Source organism: Clavibacter michiganensis subsp. insidiosus, from assembly GCF_002240565.1.
Taxonomy (GTDB): Bacteria; Actinomycetota; Actinomycetes; order Actinomycetales; family Microbacteriaceae; genus Clavibacter; species Clavibacter insidiosus.
The window spans coordinates 1-13,184 of record NZ_MZMO01000003.1 but is presented as its reverse complement, the minus strand read 5'-3'; the positions used below and the strand labels follow the sequence as shown (position 1 = coordinate 13,184).

Genomic DNA, 13,184 nt, shown 5'->3' with positions numbered 1-13,184 from the left:
TGTCCCTTCGATGCGGTCGAGCGGTTAGTAGAACTGGCGGGGGTTGGTGACCACGGCGGCACCCTCGGCCACCGGGTCGTAGATCGGCTCAAGCGGTCGGAACGCGGCCACGAGGGCCGGGGCACCGGCGCGCACAGCGATGCCGATGACGACGGAGCTGAGCACGAACACGGCCGACGCGCCGAGCACGCCGGCGTCGTACGTGGAGCCGGCGGCGAGGGCGCCGCCGAGCTTGATCGCGACGAACACGGGCACGGGCAGGAGCACGGCCGCGACGAACAGCGCGACGAACGCACGAGCGAGCTGCTCGAGGCGTGAAGCCCAGGTGGCGCGGAGGTGCATACCGCCGCGGACGCGGGGCTGGTACATGGACATGAGGATCCTTTCAATCGGTGGTCAGTGGGGGCGGTGGAAGTCGTTGCGGTCGCTCCCGAGCTGCTGCACGAGGGCGTCGGCGGTCGTCGGCGGTCTCATTGGAAACGGACGATGCGGACGGTGCGCTGTCGCCAGGCGGCGCGTGGGATGCGGTAGATGATTCCGGGGCCGGTGGTGTCGCTGCCGACGTACATCACCCGGTGTTGGTCGCGGATCCCGGTCGCGGCGCCGGTGGCGCGGACGAGGTAGACGTGCCCTCTCCGGGGCCGCACGTGCCAGAACCAGGCGTCTTGGCGGCGCCCGTCGGGGTGCTCGACGATGGCGCGGCACCCGCGGGCACGGATGTAGGTGACGGCAACCACCCGCACGGCCCAGACGTCGCGGTCGAGCGCGTCGTGGGCGACGGTGCGCCAGACGCCTTGCATGTACGCACGGCGGGCCTTCGGGGCGAAGATGCCCCATCGCACCGGGCCTCGTCGCCACCATCGGAGGACGTTCAACGTGAGGCGGACCACGACGGCCGCGGCGCCGAGCAGGAACACGAGCTCGGGGATCCAGGACAGCGACGACGAGAAGCTCGCGACGACGGCGCTGGCCACGAACGCCGGCACCGCGACGACGGCCGTGCAGCCGGCGATGCGGTGCGTCGTCGCGAGAGCGATCGGGTCGTGGAGGTAGCGGACCAGCCACGCCGGCGTGCGGACGTTCATGGCCGGCGCTACCGGAGCCCGTCGATCACCGCGGCGGTCGCGGCCAGCCATGCCTCCTTGGAGGCGGCGGTGAGGGCGTCGTATTCGATGCCCGCGCCGGCGTCGAGCGCCTTGTCGAACGGGACCGTGACGACCTGTCGGGTGCGCTGCGCCATGTGGTCGTGAAGGCGCTGCTCGAGGTCGGGGTAGTTGATGGGCGAGTTGTGGTTGATGAGGGTGACGGCGTTGGCGAGCTTGTCGCCGAGGCCGGTCGCGTCGAGCTTGTCGGCGAGGGAGGCGATCTTGACGGCCGAGTCCTCCTTGACGAGCGAGGTGAGCACGAGCTGGTCCGCGGACTCGACTGCGGCGCGCCAGGTGCTCGCCTCGGAGTTGTTGCCGGTGTCGACGATGATCAGCCGATAGAAGCGGGTGAGTGCGGTGTAGAGCTTGCGGAACTCATCGGCCTCGATGACGCGGGTGTTGCCGACGGCGTTCTGGGAGGCGAGGACGTCGAACTTGTTGTCGCGCTGCGGTCGAACGAAGTTCACGAGGTCGGCCTGGTGTGCCTGGTCCGTGAAGGTGTCGATGTGGCCGAGGAGGTCGCGGGCCGTGTGGTCGTGGTGGGCCTCGTAGGCGCGGCCGCCGAGGGACCCGTTGTACTCGTTGTTGTCCCACGCGAGGATCGTGCCGCCGCGGACGCGCCCGAGGACGGCGCTGAGCAGGTACGTCGTCGTGGTCTTGCTGACGCCGCCCTTCTCCCCGACAACGACGATGGTCTTGTGGCCGGCGATGCCCCGCTGGACGGAGCTCCGCCACCCGCGGCGGGTGAGCTCCAGCGTTCCGGGCGCGAGCCGGAGCATGCCGAACCCGGCCCGGTTGGCGCCTCCGCGCCACCCCTCGCGTGCGGGTGCGGCCTTCGGGGTGGGCTGGGACTGCACGAAGTCCCGGGCGCTCAACCGCGCTTCGCGTCGGGTTTGGGGTGCCCGCTCGGGCTGCGCCGCCTCGTCGGCGCCGAGCTCGGCCAGGCGCTCGTCGTCGTGGTCGACGTCGAGCACGACGCCGGCGTCCGCCGGCCGGGGCTCGTCCTCGCCGGCGTCCTCCTGCGCGGTCTCGGCGTGTGCGGCGGACGGCGCCGGCTCGTCCGGGACGGGCGAGACGGTGCCGTCGACGTCGACGCGGAGCTGTCCGTGAACTTCTGCCGGCGTCCGCCGAGGTCGCCGCCAGCCGCGCGCCTCTTGGCCACGGAGTCGACGACGCGCTCGCTCTTGATCTCGCGTTCCGCCTGCGCGAGCGCGGCCATCATCGTGAACACCATCGCGCCCATCGTCGTGGACGTGTCGACGTCACCGCCGCCGAGGTTGAGCACCCGGAGACCGACGCCGACCGCCTGGAGCTCGGCCGCGAGCACGAGCATGTTGGACGTCGACCGACCGAGGCGATCGAGCGTCGTCACCACGAGCGTGGCGCCCGCGTGCAGCGCCGCACGCGCGACGTCGAACTGCGGCCGCGACGCACGGGCGCCGGACACCCCGTGATCGACGTACAGATCATCCCGCCGCACGCCGGCCGCGAGCAGATCCACGACCTGCCGGTCCGTGCTCTGCTGCCGGGTCGAGACCCGCGCGTACCCGATGAGCTTCCCCACGACGTCCTACCTGTCCCGCAACCGACGATGAGCACGCCCAGCTAAGCACCCCCTTGCGGGCCATGGTTGCGGGACGCTCGCGGCCGCGGTGTTCCGCGGCGGGCTCTGACCACTCGCGGGACGTCCCACAACCCAAGACATGCGGGACAGCACAGGCCGATTGATGGCACGGGACAGACGACGGGTTGGTGCGCCCTTACGCGGAACGGGGTGGCACGCATACGCGAGCCACCCCTCCCGTTACGACGCTGACGCACGAAAGTCACGATGCGTTGACGGAGACCCCCTCGAGCATCCGGAAGACCGCGCGTCCGTCGCACGCATCAGCCGGCGAAGGTATCGACGTTCTTGTAGATGGCGTGTTCCTCGCTGCCCCAGGGTACGAACCAGGAGATGACGGTGTTTCCCAGGGTCTGGACCGAGCTCGTGTTGCCGACCTGCGTTCCGTTCGGACCGTGCGTTGAGGCGTGATACACGGGCCCTCCCGAAGCTCCGGGCGGGAACTGGCACGGCATGAGGCCGATCCGCCGGGGAGATCCGATGAAGCGGTCACCCTCACCGGAGCAGGTTACGAGGGGGCCGGCGTGAAGCCGGAGACCTGGGAGTAGCCGAACATCTCGTAGTGCAGGCGCGGAGCCGCGAGGGCAAAGTCCACCCGGGGGGCACCGGCGACATCGGACAGATACGTCTTCTTCCCGTCCCACTCTTCTCGGGGCTTCATCTTGATGAAGGCGGTGTCGTGATGAGCATCCATCGACGCATGCCAGGAGGTCGTGACCTGGTAGAAGTCGGCACCCCACGTGAGAAGCGGCTTGTTGGCCCCGTCCCAGGCGGGTATGAAACGCACATTGGTCGCGAACTCGCGGTCGAAGTACAGGCAGTGAGCTGCAGTGGCAACGACGAGCCGCGAGTCGGACTTGACGACGGATCCGGTGCAGGACCCTTCTCGTCCCCCGCGGGTGAAGTACAGCCGCCCGATCCAGTTGACGGGCTTATAGTGCGACAATCCGCTGGACTGGACCAGGCTCGCGTCGTCTCCGGGGCTGTCCGCCGAAGCTGCATCTGCCTTCTGGATGCGTTCGGGCGTCCAGTACGCGGCCGACACAGCGTCATCCTCGTCCGAGAAGCTCTTGCCCGTGACATCATCGGTGTCCGTCGAGGTTCCGGCGAGGCGCTGGGACGATCGGGGGGACGCGTGCGCGGCCGGAGTTCCGATGCCACTGAAGCTGACACCTCCCACCGCGGCGGCCCCGAGGCAGGCCAGCAGTAGTAACCGAGCGGTAGAGCGTTCGAGTCGGCGTCGAGAAGGAAGAGGCAGGTGCATGTGCATCCTTCATGTCGGGCGTCGAGCACAGGTGCCGTGATCACGCACGCCGCGCCGAGCGCGTCCATCTAGCCCGCCCCGGGGACGGAGCGATGCGTGGAGCTGGGAGATAGCAACACACAGAGGCAGGCCACCCGTGCGGAACACTTCCGAGGGCCAGCACACCCTAGAGACAGCGCCGGAGTAGCCGCGCATGGACTGCACAAGCGGTAGGAGACACAGCACACGAGACCGTGTTCGTACGGCGCGTACTAGCGGAAGTCCGCACGCCTACCCGTCCGGTCCCTAGATCCGTTCGGAACAACGAAGGCCGCCCCGCCCCGCCACCACCGTCTCGCAAGCCAAGGCATGCGGGACTGCGCCCACGCTAGGAAGGTGTGAGAGGACTTCTCACGTAGGGCTGTGTACAGATACGTCTGCTTCCGAGTTTGAGTGCGGAAGATCCTCCCCTCAGTGCTAGTACCCGAGGAGATCCATGCGCATCGAGCACATCCCCACAACGTCCGGGCGAAGGGGCACAGAGGGGATGACTGTCGTGCACGACCGACACTTGATGCGGCTGTTGTACGCAAGAGACGCGTGCGGCTCCGAGGTCACTGCCATCCCGAAGTCACTCACGCCCGCTCCTGTGAGTGCGGCCCTTCCCGCCGACGACGCGGCACTCCTCGTCCACGAGCTCTCCGTCCGTTGGATCGAGTCATTGGAGTGGGCGATCGCGTCGCCCTCTCGCGAGGCCCTTGTCTCCAGGTCCTTTGAGACCGGAGACCTCGGCCCGATGGCGCGCGCGATCCCCCCAGTGCTCGCGACCCCACCCCCCGGGGAGGCATGGATTGACGCAGAGGCCCGCGACGCGTGGATCGAATCTGCAGACGAGGCCGTGATCCGTGACTGGACCTCGCAGTCGGCCGATCGACTGAACGCCCGGGCCGCTGCGCGTGCGCGCGGGCTCGCCGTTGTCCTCGTACTTCCCATCGCGGCCCCATCGCTCCCGCTGCCGGGAACAGGGGGCATGCTGGTCTCCGATTTCGTTTACATGAGCGACAAGCACATGGCCGCCGCCCTGGACTGCTACGCGTAACGCCTCGCTGCACGCTCCCGCGACAGACGCCCAGACCGCCAGGAACCCCCGGGCTGGTCTGAAGTGCCAGAGCACGACCCGCGAGGCGTCTCACAAGACAAGGGTCACAGGACAGACGCAGACGGTCCGCCTGGGCCGAACTACTTGCATTTGTCAATCATTCGTCTGGCGGAAGCCGAACCCGGTGCCTTGCTGCCACGGTGGGATGACTCGATTTCACCAAGGGGGGAAATCATGAAGATCGGATACTCAGCACTCGGCATCGTCGCCACAAGCGCTCTCGTGCTAGCCGGAGTCGGACCGGCGAACGCGGCGGAGGACGCCACGCTCGGCGACATCAGGAGCGCAGTAGAGACGCGGCCAGTGCTGCCGGCGACCGCGACGACCGCCGAGTCCATCGACCTCTCGGACGGGCTCATCTCAGCCCCGGGATCTTTGGGCCAGAGGTCAACGGACCGGTAGAGGCTGTGCTCGACCTGGCCCCAGGGTACGAAGATGAGGAGCGGTGACCCATCTCGGGCCCGTCGCGTCTCCGTGATGACGCCGTACTGTGTCCCGTTCGGGCCACGTGTCGATGCGTGATAGACGGGGCCGCCAGAAGCTCCACCTGGCGGGTCACAGCCGGGGATCTCGTACTCCGGGATCGAGGCGAATCCGCGGAAGTGCCGTCCTTGGCCTGCGCATGTGTAGAGGGGTGCAGGAACGTATCCGCTGAGGGGTCGGTACCCGAACGCGTCGAAGTGGAGGCCAGGTGTCGCAGCGTCAAACGCGGGGGCCGGAGCTCCCGCCTGGGGAGCCAGATACTCCTTGGTGCCATTCCACGCCGTCTTCGGCTGCATCTTGATGAACGCTGCGTCGTGACCCGGGTCCTCTTTGGTCCGCCAGTCCCGGGAGACCGCGTAGTAGAAGGTGCCCCAGACTCCCAGGGGCTTATTCGCGCCGTCCCACGCGGGGATGAAGACCACCCGCGTGGACCAGTCGCCGTGATCGTAGAGGCAGTGGGCCGCAGTGGCGACGATGAGTTGGGAGTCTGAGCGGATGGAGGATCCGGAGCACGAGTACTGTTTCCCATCCACGTCGAAGTAGATACGGCCGATCCAGTAGACGGGCTCGAACGTCCCGGGGCCCTGCGTGATCAGAGACTGTTCGGTGGCGCCCGATTCCGGGGCGGTGACAACATCGCCCGGGGCATCGAGATCGGTAGCGGCAGCTAGCTGTACTGAGTCATCACGTTGGTGACACTCGGGCCGCGGGCGTCAGCCCGTGGCTCGAGTGGATTCGTTCAGTGTTGTAGTGCTGGATCCACGGATCAAGGGCGTCGGTTCTGGCTTGGTTGCTGGTGAAGGGTTGCCGGTAGGCCCACTCGGTCGCGAGGGTGCGGTTGAAGCGTTCGACCTTGCCGTTCTGCCAGGGGCAGTGCGGGCGGATGAACTTCTGCCTCGCACCGAGCTGCGTGACCGCGTTCTGGAACGCGGCCGAGTGCCGGTAGGCGAACGCGTTGTCCGTCAGGACCCGTTCGATGCGGGTGATGCCGTGCTCGGCGAAGTACGCCGCGGCCCGGGTCAGGAACCCTGCCGCGGTCACGCCCTTCTCGTCCGGGTGGATCTCCGCGTAGGCGAGGCGGGTGTGGTCATCGACCACGGCGTGGACGTAATCGAACCCGATCCCACGACCACGAACCTGTTCGCTGCGGCCATGCGCCCGCCAGCCGCCGCCGTCCGGGATCCGGCCGAGCTTCTTCACGTCGACGTGGATCAGGTCGCCGGGATGCTCATGCTCGTACCGGTTTGCCGTCGACCGGGATGCCCGGATCACGGCCCCGGTGACGGGGTCCAACCATGCCAACGGCGGTGCCCCGTGCCGCCGCAGGATGCGGGAGATCGTGCGGGCTGGAACACCGGTCACCGGCGCCAACCGGGCAGGACCTGATCGCAATCGGGTCCTCGCTTCCACGACGGCTCGTTCTCGTTCCGGGCTCGTCCTCGTCGGCACCCGTCTCGGCCTCGAGGACCGGTCCGACAAGCCTTCGAAGCCCTCGGACCGGAACCGATTCACCCACCGATGCGCGCACTGACGCGACACACCGAGTTCGCGCGCGACATGCGAGACCGGCCGACGATCCTCGACCACCCGCCGCACGAGGAGAACCCTCCCGTGAACCGTCAGACGAGCATTAGCGTGGGACATCGAGGCCTCCTGGCAGTGGCAGAACTAGACAGCTCCATCAAGCCAGGAGGCCTCCTCACACGCCCCGAAGTGTCACCAACGTCATGGCCGGGTACACCTAGCTGGTCGCGGCCGCGTCGTCGGCACCCGCCGGCGCCGCGGCTGCGTGCCGGGCCGCGAACGCGATGAGGCGATCGCTGTTCTGGATCATCCACGCGGCCGCCGAGTTCAGCGAGTCCTCACGCCGGAGCCAGATCCGCTGCCCGAGCTCGTTGCGGGCGTCGGCATAGACCTCGAACGTGAACGGGTCCCCGAGCTCCGCCCGGTGCCGCATCACGTACCCGAGCACGGGCCCGTCCCAAACCTGGATCCGCCAGTAGCCGGCCTCGAGGTGCGCCCACGGGTGCGCGCCAACATCGCGCACGAGGCTGTCGACGCCAGCGAGCTTGCTTTTAACCTTGCTCACCGGGTGCTCTCCTTCGTCGATTCGATCGAGTGGGAGCGTCCGGCCGCGCTCGTTGACGGGCGTACGGACGAGCCTCGACATGAGCGGTGGAAGCCGTGTGCGAGCGTGCGGCGGTGTTCCTGCCGAGGTGTTGGTGGAGGCATGGGTTTTAGGGCTTTGAGAGGGTGGTGCGTCGGTTCGTCCGGGTTGTGCTGATTGGCGAATATGATTGTCGACCGCAATGACAATCACGTCGGGGGCGGCGCAATATATCCCGGTGGTACGAAATGACCATGTTCTATAAAATATTATGCGAGCGAGGAAACCATCGGTATCGATAATCATTATCAGGTAGGGGAGAGTGTAGGGGTGCGCAACAAAATTGTGGATAAAGTCAATAGTGCATCTAATCATGTTCACTACTCTTCCGGGATGACATCTCGCCAAGGCCTCGCATCTATAGTGCTCGGGCTCATCGTCTCCATGGCGCTCGCGATCGGCGCTACGTCCGCCGCATCCGCTCGGCCTGTTGCTCCTGCCGCCTCGGCGGGCCCGGGTGCGGCGTCCTCGCCGCCCGGCTGGCTGCACACCTCGGGTGGGAAGATCGTCACCTCCTCCGGCACCCCGTACACGATCCGCGGCATCGCCTGGTTCGGCATGGAGACCTCCTCGTGTGCGCCGCACGGCCTCGACACCATCACCCTCGCGAGCGGCATGCAGCACATCAAGCAGATGGGCTTCACGACCGTGCGGCTGCCCTACTCGAACCAGTGCCTCGCCGCATCCAGCGTCACGGGTGTCAGTGCGGACCCATCACTCGCCGGTCTCACAGCACTCCAGGTCATGGACCACGTCGTCGCCTCCGCGAAGACGGCAGGGCTCAATGTGATCCTCGACCAGCACCGGCCGGACTCGGGCGGCCAGTCTGAGCTCTGGTACACATCGCAGTACCCGGAGTCGCGTTGGATCTCCGACTGGAAAATGCTCGCAAGCGCTACGCAGCCGAACCCACCGTCATAGGTGTAGACCTGCACAACGAACCGCACGGCGCGGCCACCTGGGGTACCGGGGCGGCCACCACTGACTGGCGGGCAGCGGCCGAGCGTGGTGGGAATGCGGTCCTCGCCGAGAACCCGAACCTCCTCGTGCTCGTGGAGGGCATCGACCACGAGGCCGACGGATCCGGCACCTGGTGGGGCGGTGCGCTCGGGTTGGCAGGCAATGCACCTGTCCGACTTTCCGTCGCGAATCGCGTCGTCTACTCCCCGCACGACTACCCATCGACCATTTACGGCCAGTCATGGTTTTCCGCATCAAACTATCCGGCGAACCTGCCGGGTATTTGGGACGCCACTGGGGATACCTGGCGAAGAAGGACATCGCGCCCGTGTTGGTGGGCGAATTCGGTACGAAGCTCGAGACCACGAGCGACAGCAGTGGCTCAACACCCTCGTCGGATATCTGTCGAGCACGGGGATCAGCTCGTCGTTCTGGGCCTTCAACCCGGACAGCGGAGACACCGGCGGCATCGTGAAGTCCGACTGGGTGACCCCGGAGCAGACGAAGCTCGACACACTGGCGCCGATCCTGCACCCGTCGCCTGGGGCGGGTCCAGGATCCGGCGGATCCGGGTCTCAGCCAGCGCCACAGCCTGGCCCGGCGAAGCCGGGCACTGTATCGGCGAAATGGCAGCCTGGCGGATCGTGGGCATCGGGCTACGTAGCCAACATCGACGTCACCGCGACAGCCGCTGTCACGGGATGGACCGTCTCATGGGCCAGCCCCGGAACCACCTCCATCGCCACCAGTTGGGGCATGCGCTGCAGCGTCGCCTCCGGCACCGTAACCTGCATCGGCACGGGACTGGGCGAGCAAGCTCGCCGCCGGCCAGACCGTTCACGTCGGCCTGCAGGCGTCGGGTGGCCCGGCTCCCTCTTCACCACGACTCACCGCTACGGCGGCCGCGGCGCCGCCTGCCCACCCCACACCGCCTGCTCGGCCCACGACGCACGGCCGTGCCACGCACTACTCGCTGGGCCAGGGCAACACGATCGCGAACGGCAACTGCTCCATGCCGGCTGTCCCTGCAGACCGAATGTACGTTGCGCTCAGCAGCCCCGAGTACAGCGGGGCTGCCGCGTGCGGCACCTTCCTCGACGTCACGGGCCCAAAGGGCACCGTCCGCGTTCAGGTCGTCGACCAGTGCCACGAGTGCGAGATCGGGCATCTCGACCTGAGCGAGGAAGCATTCCGTGCTATCGGCGACTTCGATGCCGGCATCATCCCGATCAGCTACGTCACCGTCCAGGATCCGGCCGTGCCGCTGTCGCCATCCGCGTTAAGGAGGGCTCGTCACGCTGGTGGGCGGGTCTACAGATTTTAAACGCTGGCACCGCATTGACCGCGTCGAAATCCAGGCCGGCGGACAGTGGGTGCGCCTCAGCCGCACCGACTATGGGTACTGGGTCACGCCGTCTCCGATTCAGGACGGCCCAATGACCGTGAAGGTGACTGACCCAGTTCGGTCGCACGGTCGTGCTCCCAGGCCTTCGCATGGCGCCCGGAGAGAACCAGCCCACATCCTCCCGCTTTTACCCGGTGCGCTGAGCCCTGATCGCAATGCATGCAACTTCCGTCCGAGCGACGTCATCGACTGGGCGGTCCTCTAGAGAGAGGTCCGTGAGTTGCCCCTCGCAGCGACATCCCTCGTCATGCAGAGGCTAGGTGATGCTGTGAGCGGACAGCAGCTCTTCATCTTCGCCATGGTCGGCATCGTTGGCCCTCTTGGCGCGATCACCCTCGTTCGCAGCCAACGCCAAGCAATCTATACGCCCAGACAACTCATCGGGCATCCTTGGGTTTCATCACCAGCCTGGTACTCGGCGCCCTACGTCGCTTTCCGCCTCGCCGGTGCCCCGCAAGCCGCCAACCTTGTGCTGCTGGTGGGCGCGACCGTTGGCCTGCTAAATCCGGTCCTCTACGGCATTCTCGGCATGCGGAGCGTCACGCTCCCGCCTACGAGATCTCGAAATGGGAATATTGCCACACGCGAAACGGCTCATCAAGTGGGAAGACATTTCATCCCGGGTCTTTCCTACGCCGCCGCGCTCGCTTTGTCCTCCAAACTGGTATCTGACACGATCTGTGCCACGTGCAATCCGCGACCGACGAACCTATGGTCAGCGCCTCGGTTATCGTGAGCGGGGCGCTCATCGCCGGGTACGCGATCGCGGTCGCGCAGCGACTCAGACGTAACGCGAAGTCTCGTGAGCACGAGCTGCTTGTCGACGGTTTCGCCTGGCGTGAGCGTCATGCGAAGAAGGCGGGCTACAAGGCTGGCTACCGCGACGGCTTCACACGGGGCCGTAATGCCACGCATCCCCCAGACGAAGACGTCGACTGATGTTGGCAAAGCCGACTTTCTCCAGGTTGTCGATGGCCCACGAATGATGCGTAATTGCAATGGTGCGACGACGTGGATGTCACCAGCCTTGGCTATGACTGCCTGTATGTCACTCGGTTTGCTTACCGTGCTGAGCAGTACGAGCTCATGGTCGATGTGGTCGATTGCACTGCGATCGACCACATCCTCAATGCTCGCGGGTGCGCGCGCGGATGAGGTCGGATTCGAACTCGGCGAACATCGCGAGCATGTTGAACAGGAGGCGCCCGGTCGGGTCGGTGGGGTCGTGCACGGATCCGCCGATGCTGAGCGCTACGCCCTTGGCCGCAGCTCGTCGGCGATGGTGCGGGCATCGCTGATCGACCGCGCGAGGCGGTCGAGCTTCGTGACCACGAACGTTCGCCGGGACAGCACGCCTCGAGCGCCTTCCGAGGGCGGGGCGGTTCCGGTTCGTGCCGGTGAGGCCGTGGTCGACGTAGATCCGATCCGGGGTGATGCCGAGCGCGGTCAGGGCGTCCCGCTGCGCGGTGACGTCCTGTTTCGTCGGTCGAGACGCGGGCGTACCCGATGAGCTGTCCAGCCATGCATCCAGTGTCTCAGGTGAGGCACCCTCACCGGAACAGTCGCCGGACCACTTACCTGAGACGCATGGTTCCGCTGTGGGCAGCGCCGCTCGATGGCGCAGTCCTGTTGCCGCCTGATGTCGTCATCCGGTGACGAGGATGCTGGCGGCGGCTTCGATGACGTCGTCCGGTGATGGTCTCGAGCTGGTTGATCTTGAGGACGCGTTGGATCTGCGGGAAGAGTCGTTCGAGGAGTCGGAAGTTGCGCGGGGTGATGCGTTGGATCGCGGAGATGGCTTGTGCGTCGGTGAAGTCGTCAGGGTTGAGCGTGTGGCCGAGGCGCTTCCAGTGGCGGTCGAGGACGAAGAAGAGCTCGTCGTGGCCGAGGGCGCGGTAGCGGTGGGCGAAGCCGAGGCGGCTGTAGAGCTGGGGGTAGTGGCGGAATCGCTGGTCGATGCCGGGCATGCGGATGAGGATGATCGCGAGGTGCTCGCGGTCGTGCCGATCGCGTAGGAGCTCGAGCGCGGTGGGCGTGAGTCGTTCCGCTTCGTCGATGATCAACAGCTCGACCCACCGGCGGGCGTCGCCGCCGGTGCCGGTGATCTTCCCGATCGTGCGCTGGTGATCCTCGATCCTGATGCCGAGGTCGACGGTCCAGCGGTCGAGCTCGCGCATGAGGTCCTTCGGCCGGGGCAGGACGTCGGGCGTGTAGAACAGGCGCGCGAGCGGTTGGCGGCGGCATCGAGCTTGGGGTCGTCCGCGCCGCGGCGTCCCCACTCCTGGACGTAGGGCTCGAGCGTGTCCCTGTGCGCGTAGCGGCGGGCGGAGTTGGTCTTCCCGACGCCGGCGTCGCCGTGGCAGATCCCGATGGTCTGCTCCTTCCGGACGGCGTTCGCGAACTCGACGAACCGCCGGTGCTCCTTTGTGGTGATGAACGTGTCGGGCATCATCCGTCCTCTTCATAGGTGCGTAGCCGCGGCCGTCGCGGTGGTAGCGGTGTCGTGGGCAGCTCGGTGCGGCTGACTGTGGTGGGGATGCGGTCGTTGAGGTCTCGGCGCAGCTGGCGGCGGCGGGCGCGGCGTGCGGTCTCGACGTCGCGGAGGCTCATGCGCAGGTTCGGGGGGCTTCGTCGACGGCGACGCAGATGAAGGTGTTGTGGTCGTAGACGCGGATCTCGGAGATGTCACGCGGGTCGTACCGGATGGTCACGGTCCGGCCAGCGACCGGGGCAAGCGTGGAGGCGAGGTACCGCTGGCCCTGGAAGTGGATCCCGTCGCGCTGCACGGTGCGGCTCTTCGGCACAGTCAGCAAGAGCCCGTCGAGCTCCACGAGACTCTCCGGCATCCGAGGCAGCCAGCCGTCACCGACCCAGGCTGTTCGCGGTGTGGTCCCGAGCTCCTTGTGCGGGCGGTCGTTGTAGGTGGCGATGAAGGTTCCGATGGCCGTGTCGAGGCCGGCGAGGTCGAGCACTGGATCTGGGCGTCGGTTCCCAGGGC

General features: G+C 66.9%; 12 protein-coding genes and 3 pseudogenes. 5 read left to right on the top strand and 10 right to left on the bottom strand.

Translation table 11 applies throughout. From position 1 onward, the window contains the following. Window positions 1–24 precede the first annotated feature (24 nt). The 5 genes from B5P21_RS16110 to B5P21_RS16090 all read right to left on the bottom strand — a co-directional run bounded on the left by B5P21_RS16110 (window position 25) and on the right by B5P21_RS16090 (window position 3,814). Window positions 25–375, bottom strand: a complete 351-nt coding sequence (locus B5P21_RS16110) for a hypothetical protein (RefSeq protein ID WP_045530818.1) — start codon at window positions 373–375, stop codon at window positions 25–27. 95 nt (window positions 376–470) lie between these two features. Then, complete coding sequence (locus B5P21_RS16105; protein WP_045530816.1) at window positions 471–1,085, bottom strand: hypothetical protein; 615 nt, start codon at window positions 1,083–1,085, stop codon at window positions 471–473. Between the two features lie 8 nt (window positions 1,086–1,093). After that, a complete protein-coding gene (locus B5P21_RS16100) occupies window positions 1,094–2,119 on the bottom strand; it encodes a MinD/ParA family ATP-binding protein (RefSeq protein ID WP_052663289.1) in 1,026 nt (341 codons plus the stop codon). Further along, window positions 2,017–2,709, bottom strand: a complete 693-nt coding sequence (locus B5P21_RS16095) for a recombinase family protein (protein ID WP_236688877.1) — start codon at window positions 2,707–2,709, stop codon at window positions 2,017–2,019. Before B5P21_RS16095 ends, B5P21_RS16100 begins: the two co-directional genes overlap by 103 nt. A gap of 568 nt (window positions 2,710–3,277) precedes the next feature. Then, window positions 3,278–3,814 carry a trypsin-like serine peptidase gene (locus tag B5P21_RS16090; RefSeq protein ID WP_094171490.1) on the bottom strand — a complete coding sequence of 179 codons (537 nt, stop codon included), beginning with the start codon at window positions 3,812–3,814 and terminating at the stop codon, window positions 3,278–3,280. A 694-nt stretch (window positions 3,815–4,508) separates the two neighbouring features. Here B5P21_RS16090 and B5P21_RS16085 point away from each other — a divergent pair. Together B5P21_RS16085 and B5P21_RS16660 are read left to right on the top strand one after the other, a co-directional pair. Continuing rightward, complete coding sequence (locus B5P21_RS16085; RefSeq protein WP_045530814.1) at window positions 4,509–5,111, top strand: hypothetical protein; 603 nt, start codon at window positions 4,509–4,511, stop codon at window positions 5,109–5,111. A 234-nt stretch (window positions 5,112–5,345) separates the two neighbouring features. Further along, window positions 5,346–5,573: a hypothetical protein gene (locus B5P21_RS16660; protein ID WP_045530812.1), complete on the top strand. Its 228-nt coding sequence runs from the start codon at window positions 5,346–5,348 to the stop codon at window positions 5,571–5,573. A gap of 765 nt (window positions 5,574–6,338) precedes the next feature. On the opposite strand, the gene B5P21_RS16075 is transcribed toward B5P21_RS16660, so the two are convergent. Together B5P21_RS16075 and B5P21_RS16070 are read right to left on the bottom strand one after the other, a co-directional pair. Next, window positions 6,339–7,298: an IS481-like element IS1122 family transposase gene (locus B5P21_RS16075; protein WP_045526244.1), complete on the bottom strand. Its 960-nt coding sequence runs from the start codon at window positions 7,296–7,298 to the stop codon at window positions 6,339–6,341. A gap of 97 nt (window positions 7,299–7,395) precedes the next feature. Next, window positions 7,396–7,743 carry a hypothetical protein gene (locus tag B5P21_RS16070; protein WP_052663287.1) on the bottom strand — a complete coding sequence of 116 codons (348 nt, stop codon included), beginning with the start codon at window positions 7,741–7,743 and terminating at the stop codon, window positions 7,396–7,398. 411 nt (window positions 7,744–8,154) lie between these two features. Between B5P21_RS16070 and B5P21_RS17650 the strand changes: the two are divergent. From B5P21_RS17650 to B5P21_RS16060, 3 genes and pseudogenes are all read left to right on the top strand, one after another. Continuing rightward, window positions 8,155–9,017 (top strand): annotated as a pseudogene (locus tag B5P21_RS17650) (glycoside hydrolase family 5 protein); the annotation flags it as partial. Between the two features lie 776 nt (window positions 9,018–9,793). Further along, window positions 9,794–10,105, top strand: coding sequence for an expansin EXLX1 family cellulose-binding protein (locus B5P21_RS17640; protein WP_345703640.1), 312 nt, complete (start codon window positions 9,794–9,796; stop codon window positions 10,103–10,105). A 768-nt stretch (window positions 10,106–10,873) separates the two neighbouring features. Then, window positions 10,874–11,125, top strand: a complete 252-nt coding sequence (locus tag B5P21_RS16060; protein ID WP_133064214.1) for a hypothetical protein — start codon at window positions 10,874–10,876, stop codon at window positions 11,123–11,125. Between the two features lie 193 nt (window positions 11,126–11,318). Here the strand turns inward: B5P21_RS16060 and B5P21_RS16055 are convergent. The 3 genes and pseudogenes from B5P21_RS16055 to B5P21_RS16045 all read right to left on the bottom strand — a co-directional run. Next, window positions 11,319–11,709, bottom strand: a pseudogene (locus B5P21_RS16055) (recombinase family protein); the annotation flags it as partial. 122 nt (window positions 11,710–11,831) lie between these two features. Further along, window positions 11,832–12,635: pseudogene (locus B5P21_RS16050) on the bottom strand (AAA family ATPase). A 157-nt stretch (window positions 12,636–12,792) separates the two neighbouring features. Then, the coding region (locus tag B5P21_RS16045) for a Mu transposase C-terminal domain-containing protein (protein WP_246865351.1) at window positions 12,793–13,184 on the bottom strand (392 nt) is incomplete at its 5' end.

Excerpts from the sequence above, each read along its gene's own strand:
- B5P21_RS16110 (WP_045530818.1), bottom strand. The coding sequence starts at position 375 with ATGTCCATGTACCAGCCCCGCGTCCGCGGCGGTATGCACCTCCGCGCC.
- B5P21_RS16105 (WP_045530816.1), bottom strand. The coding sequence starts at position 1,085 with ATGAACGTCCGCACGCCGGCGTGGCTGGTCCGCTACCTCCACGACCCG.
- B5P21_RS16085 (WP_045530814.1), top strand. The coding sequence starts at position 4,509 with ATGCGCATCGAGCACATCCCCACAACGTCCGGGCGAAGGGGCACAGAG.
- B5P21_RS16660 (WP_045530812.1), top strand. The coding sequence starts at position 5,346 with ATGAAGATCGGATACTCAGCACTCGGCATCGTCGCCACAAGCGCTCTC.
- B5P21_RS16075 (WP_045526244.1), bottom strand. The coding sequence starts at position 7,298 with ATGTCCCACGCTAATGCTCGTCTGACGGTTCACGGGAGGGTTCTCCTC.
- B5P21_RS17640 (WP_345703640.1), top strand. The coding sequence starts at position 9,794 with ATGCCGGCTGTCCCTGCAGACCGAATGTACGTTGCGCTCAGCAGCCCC.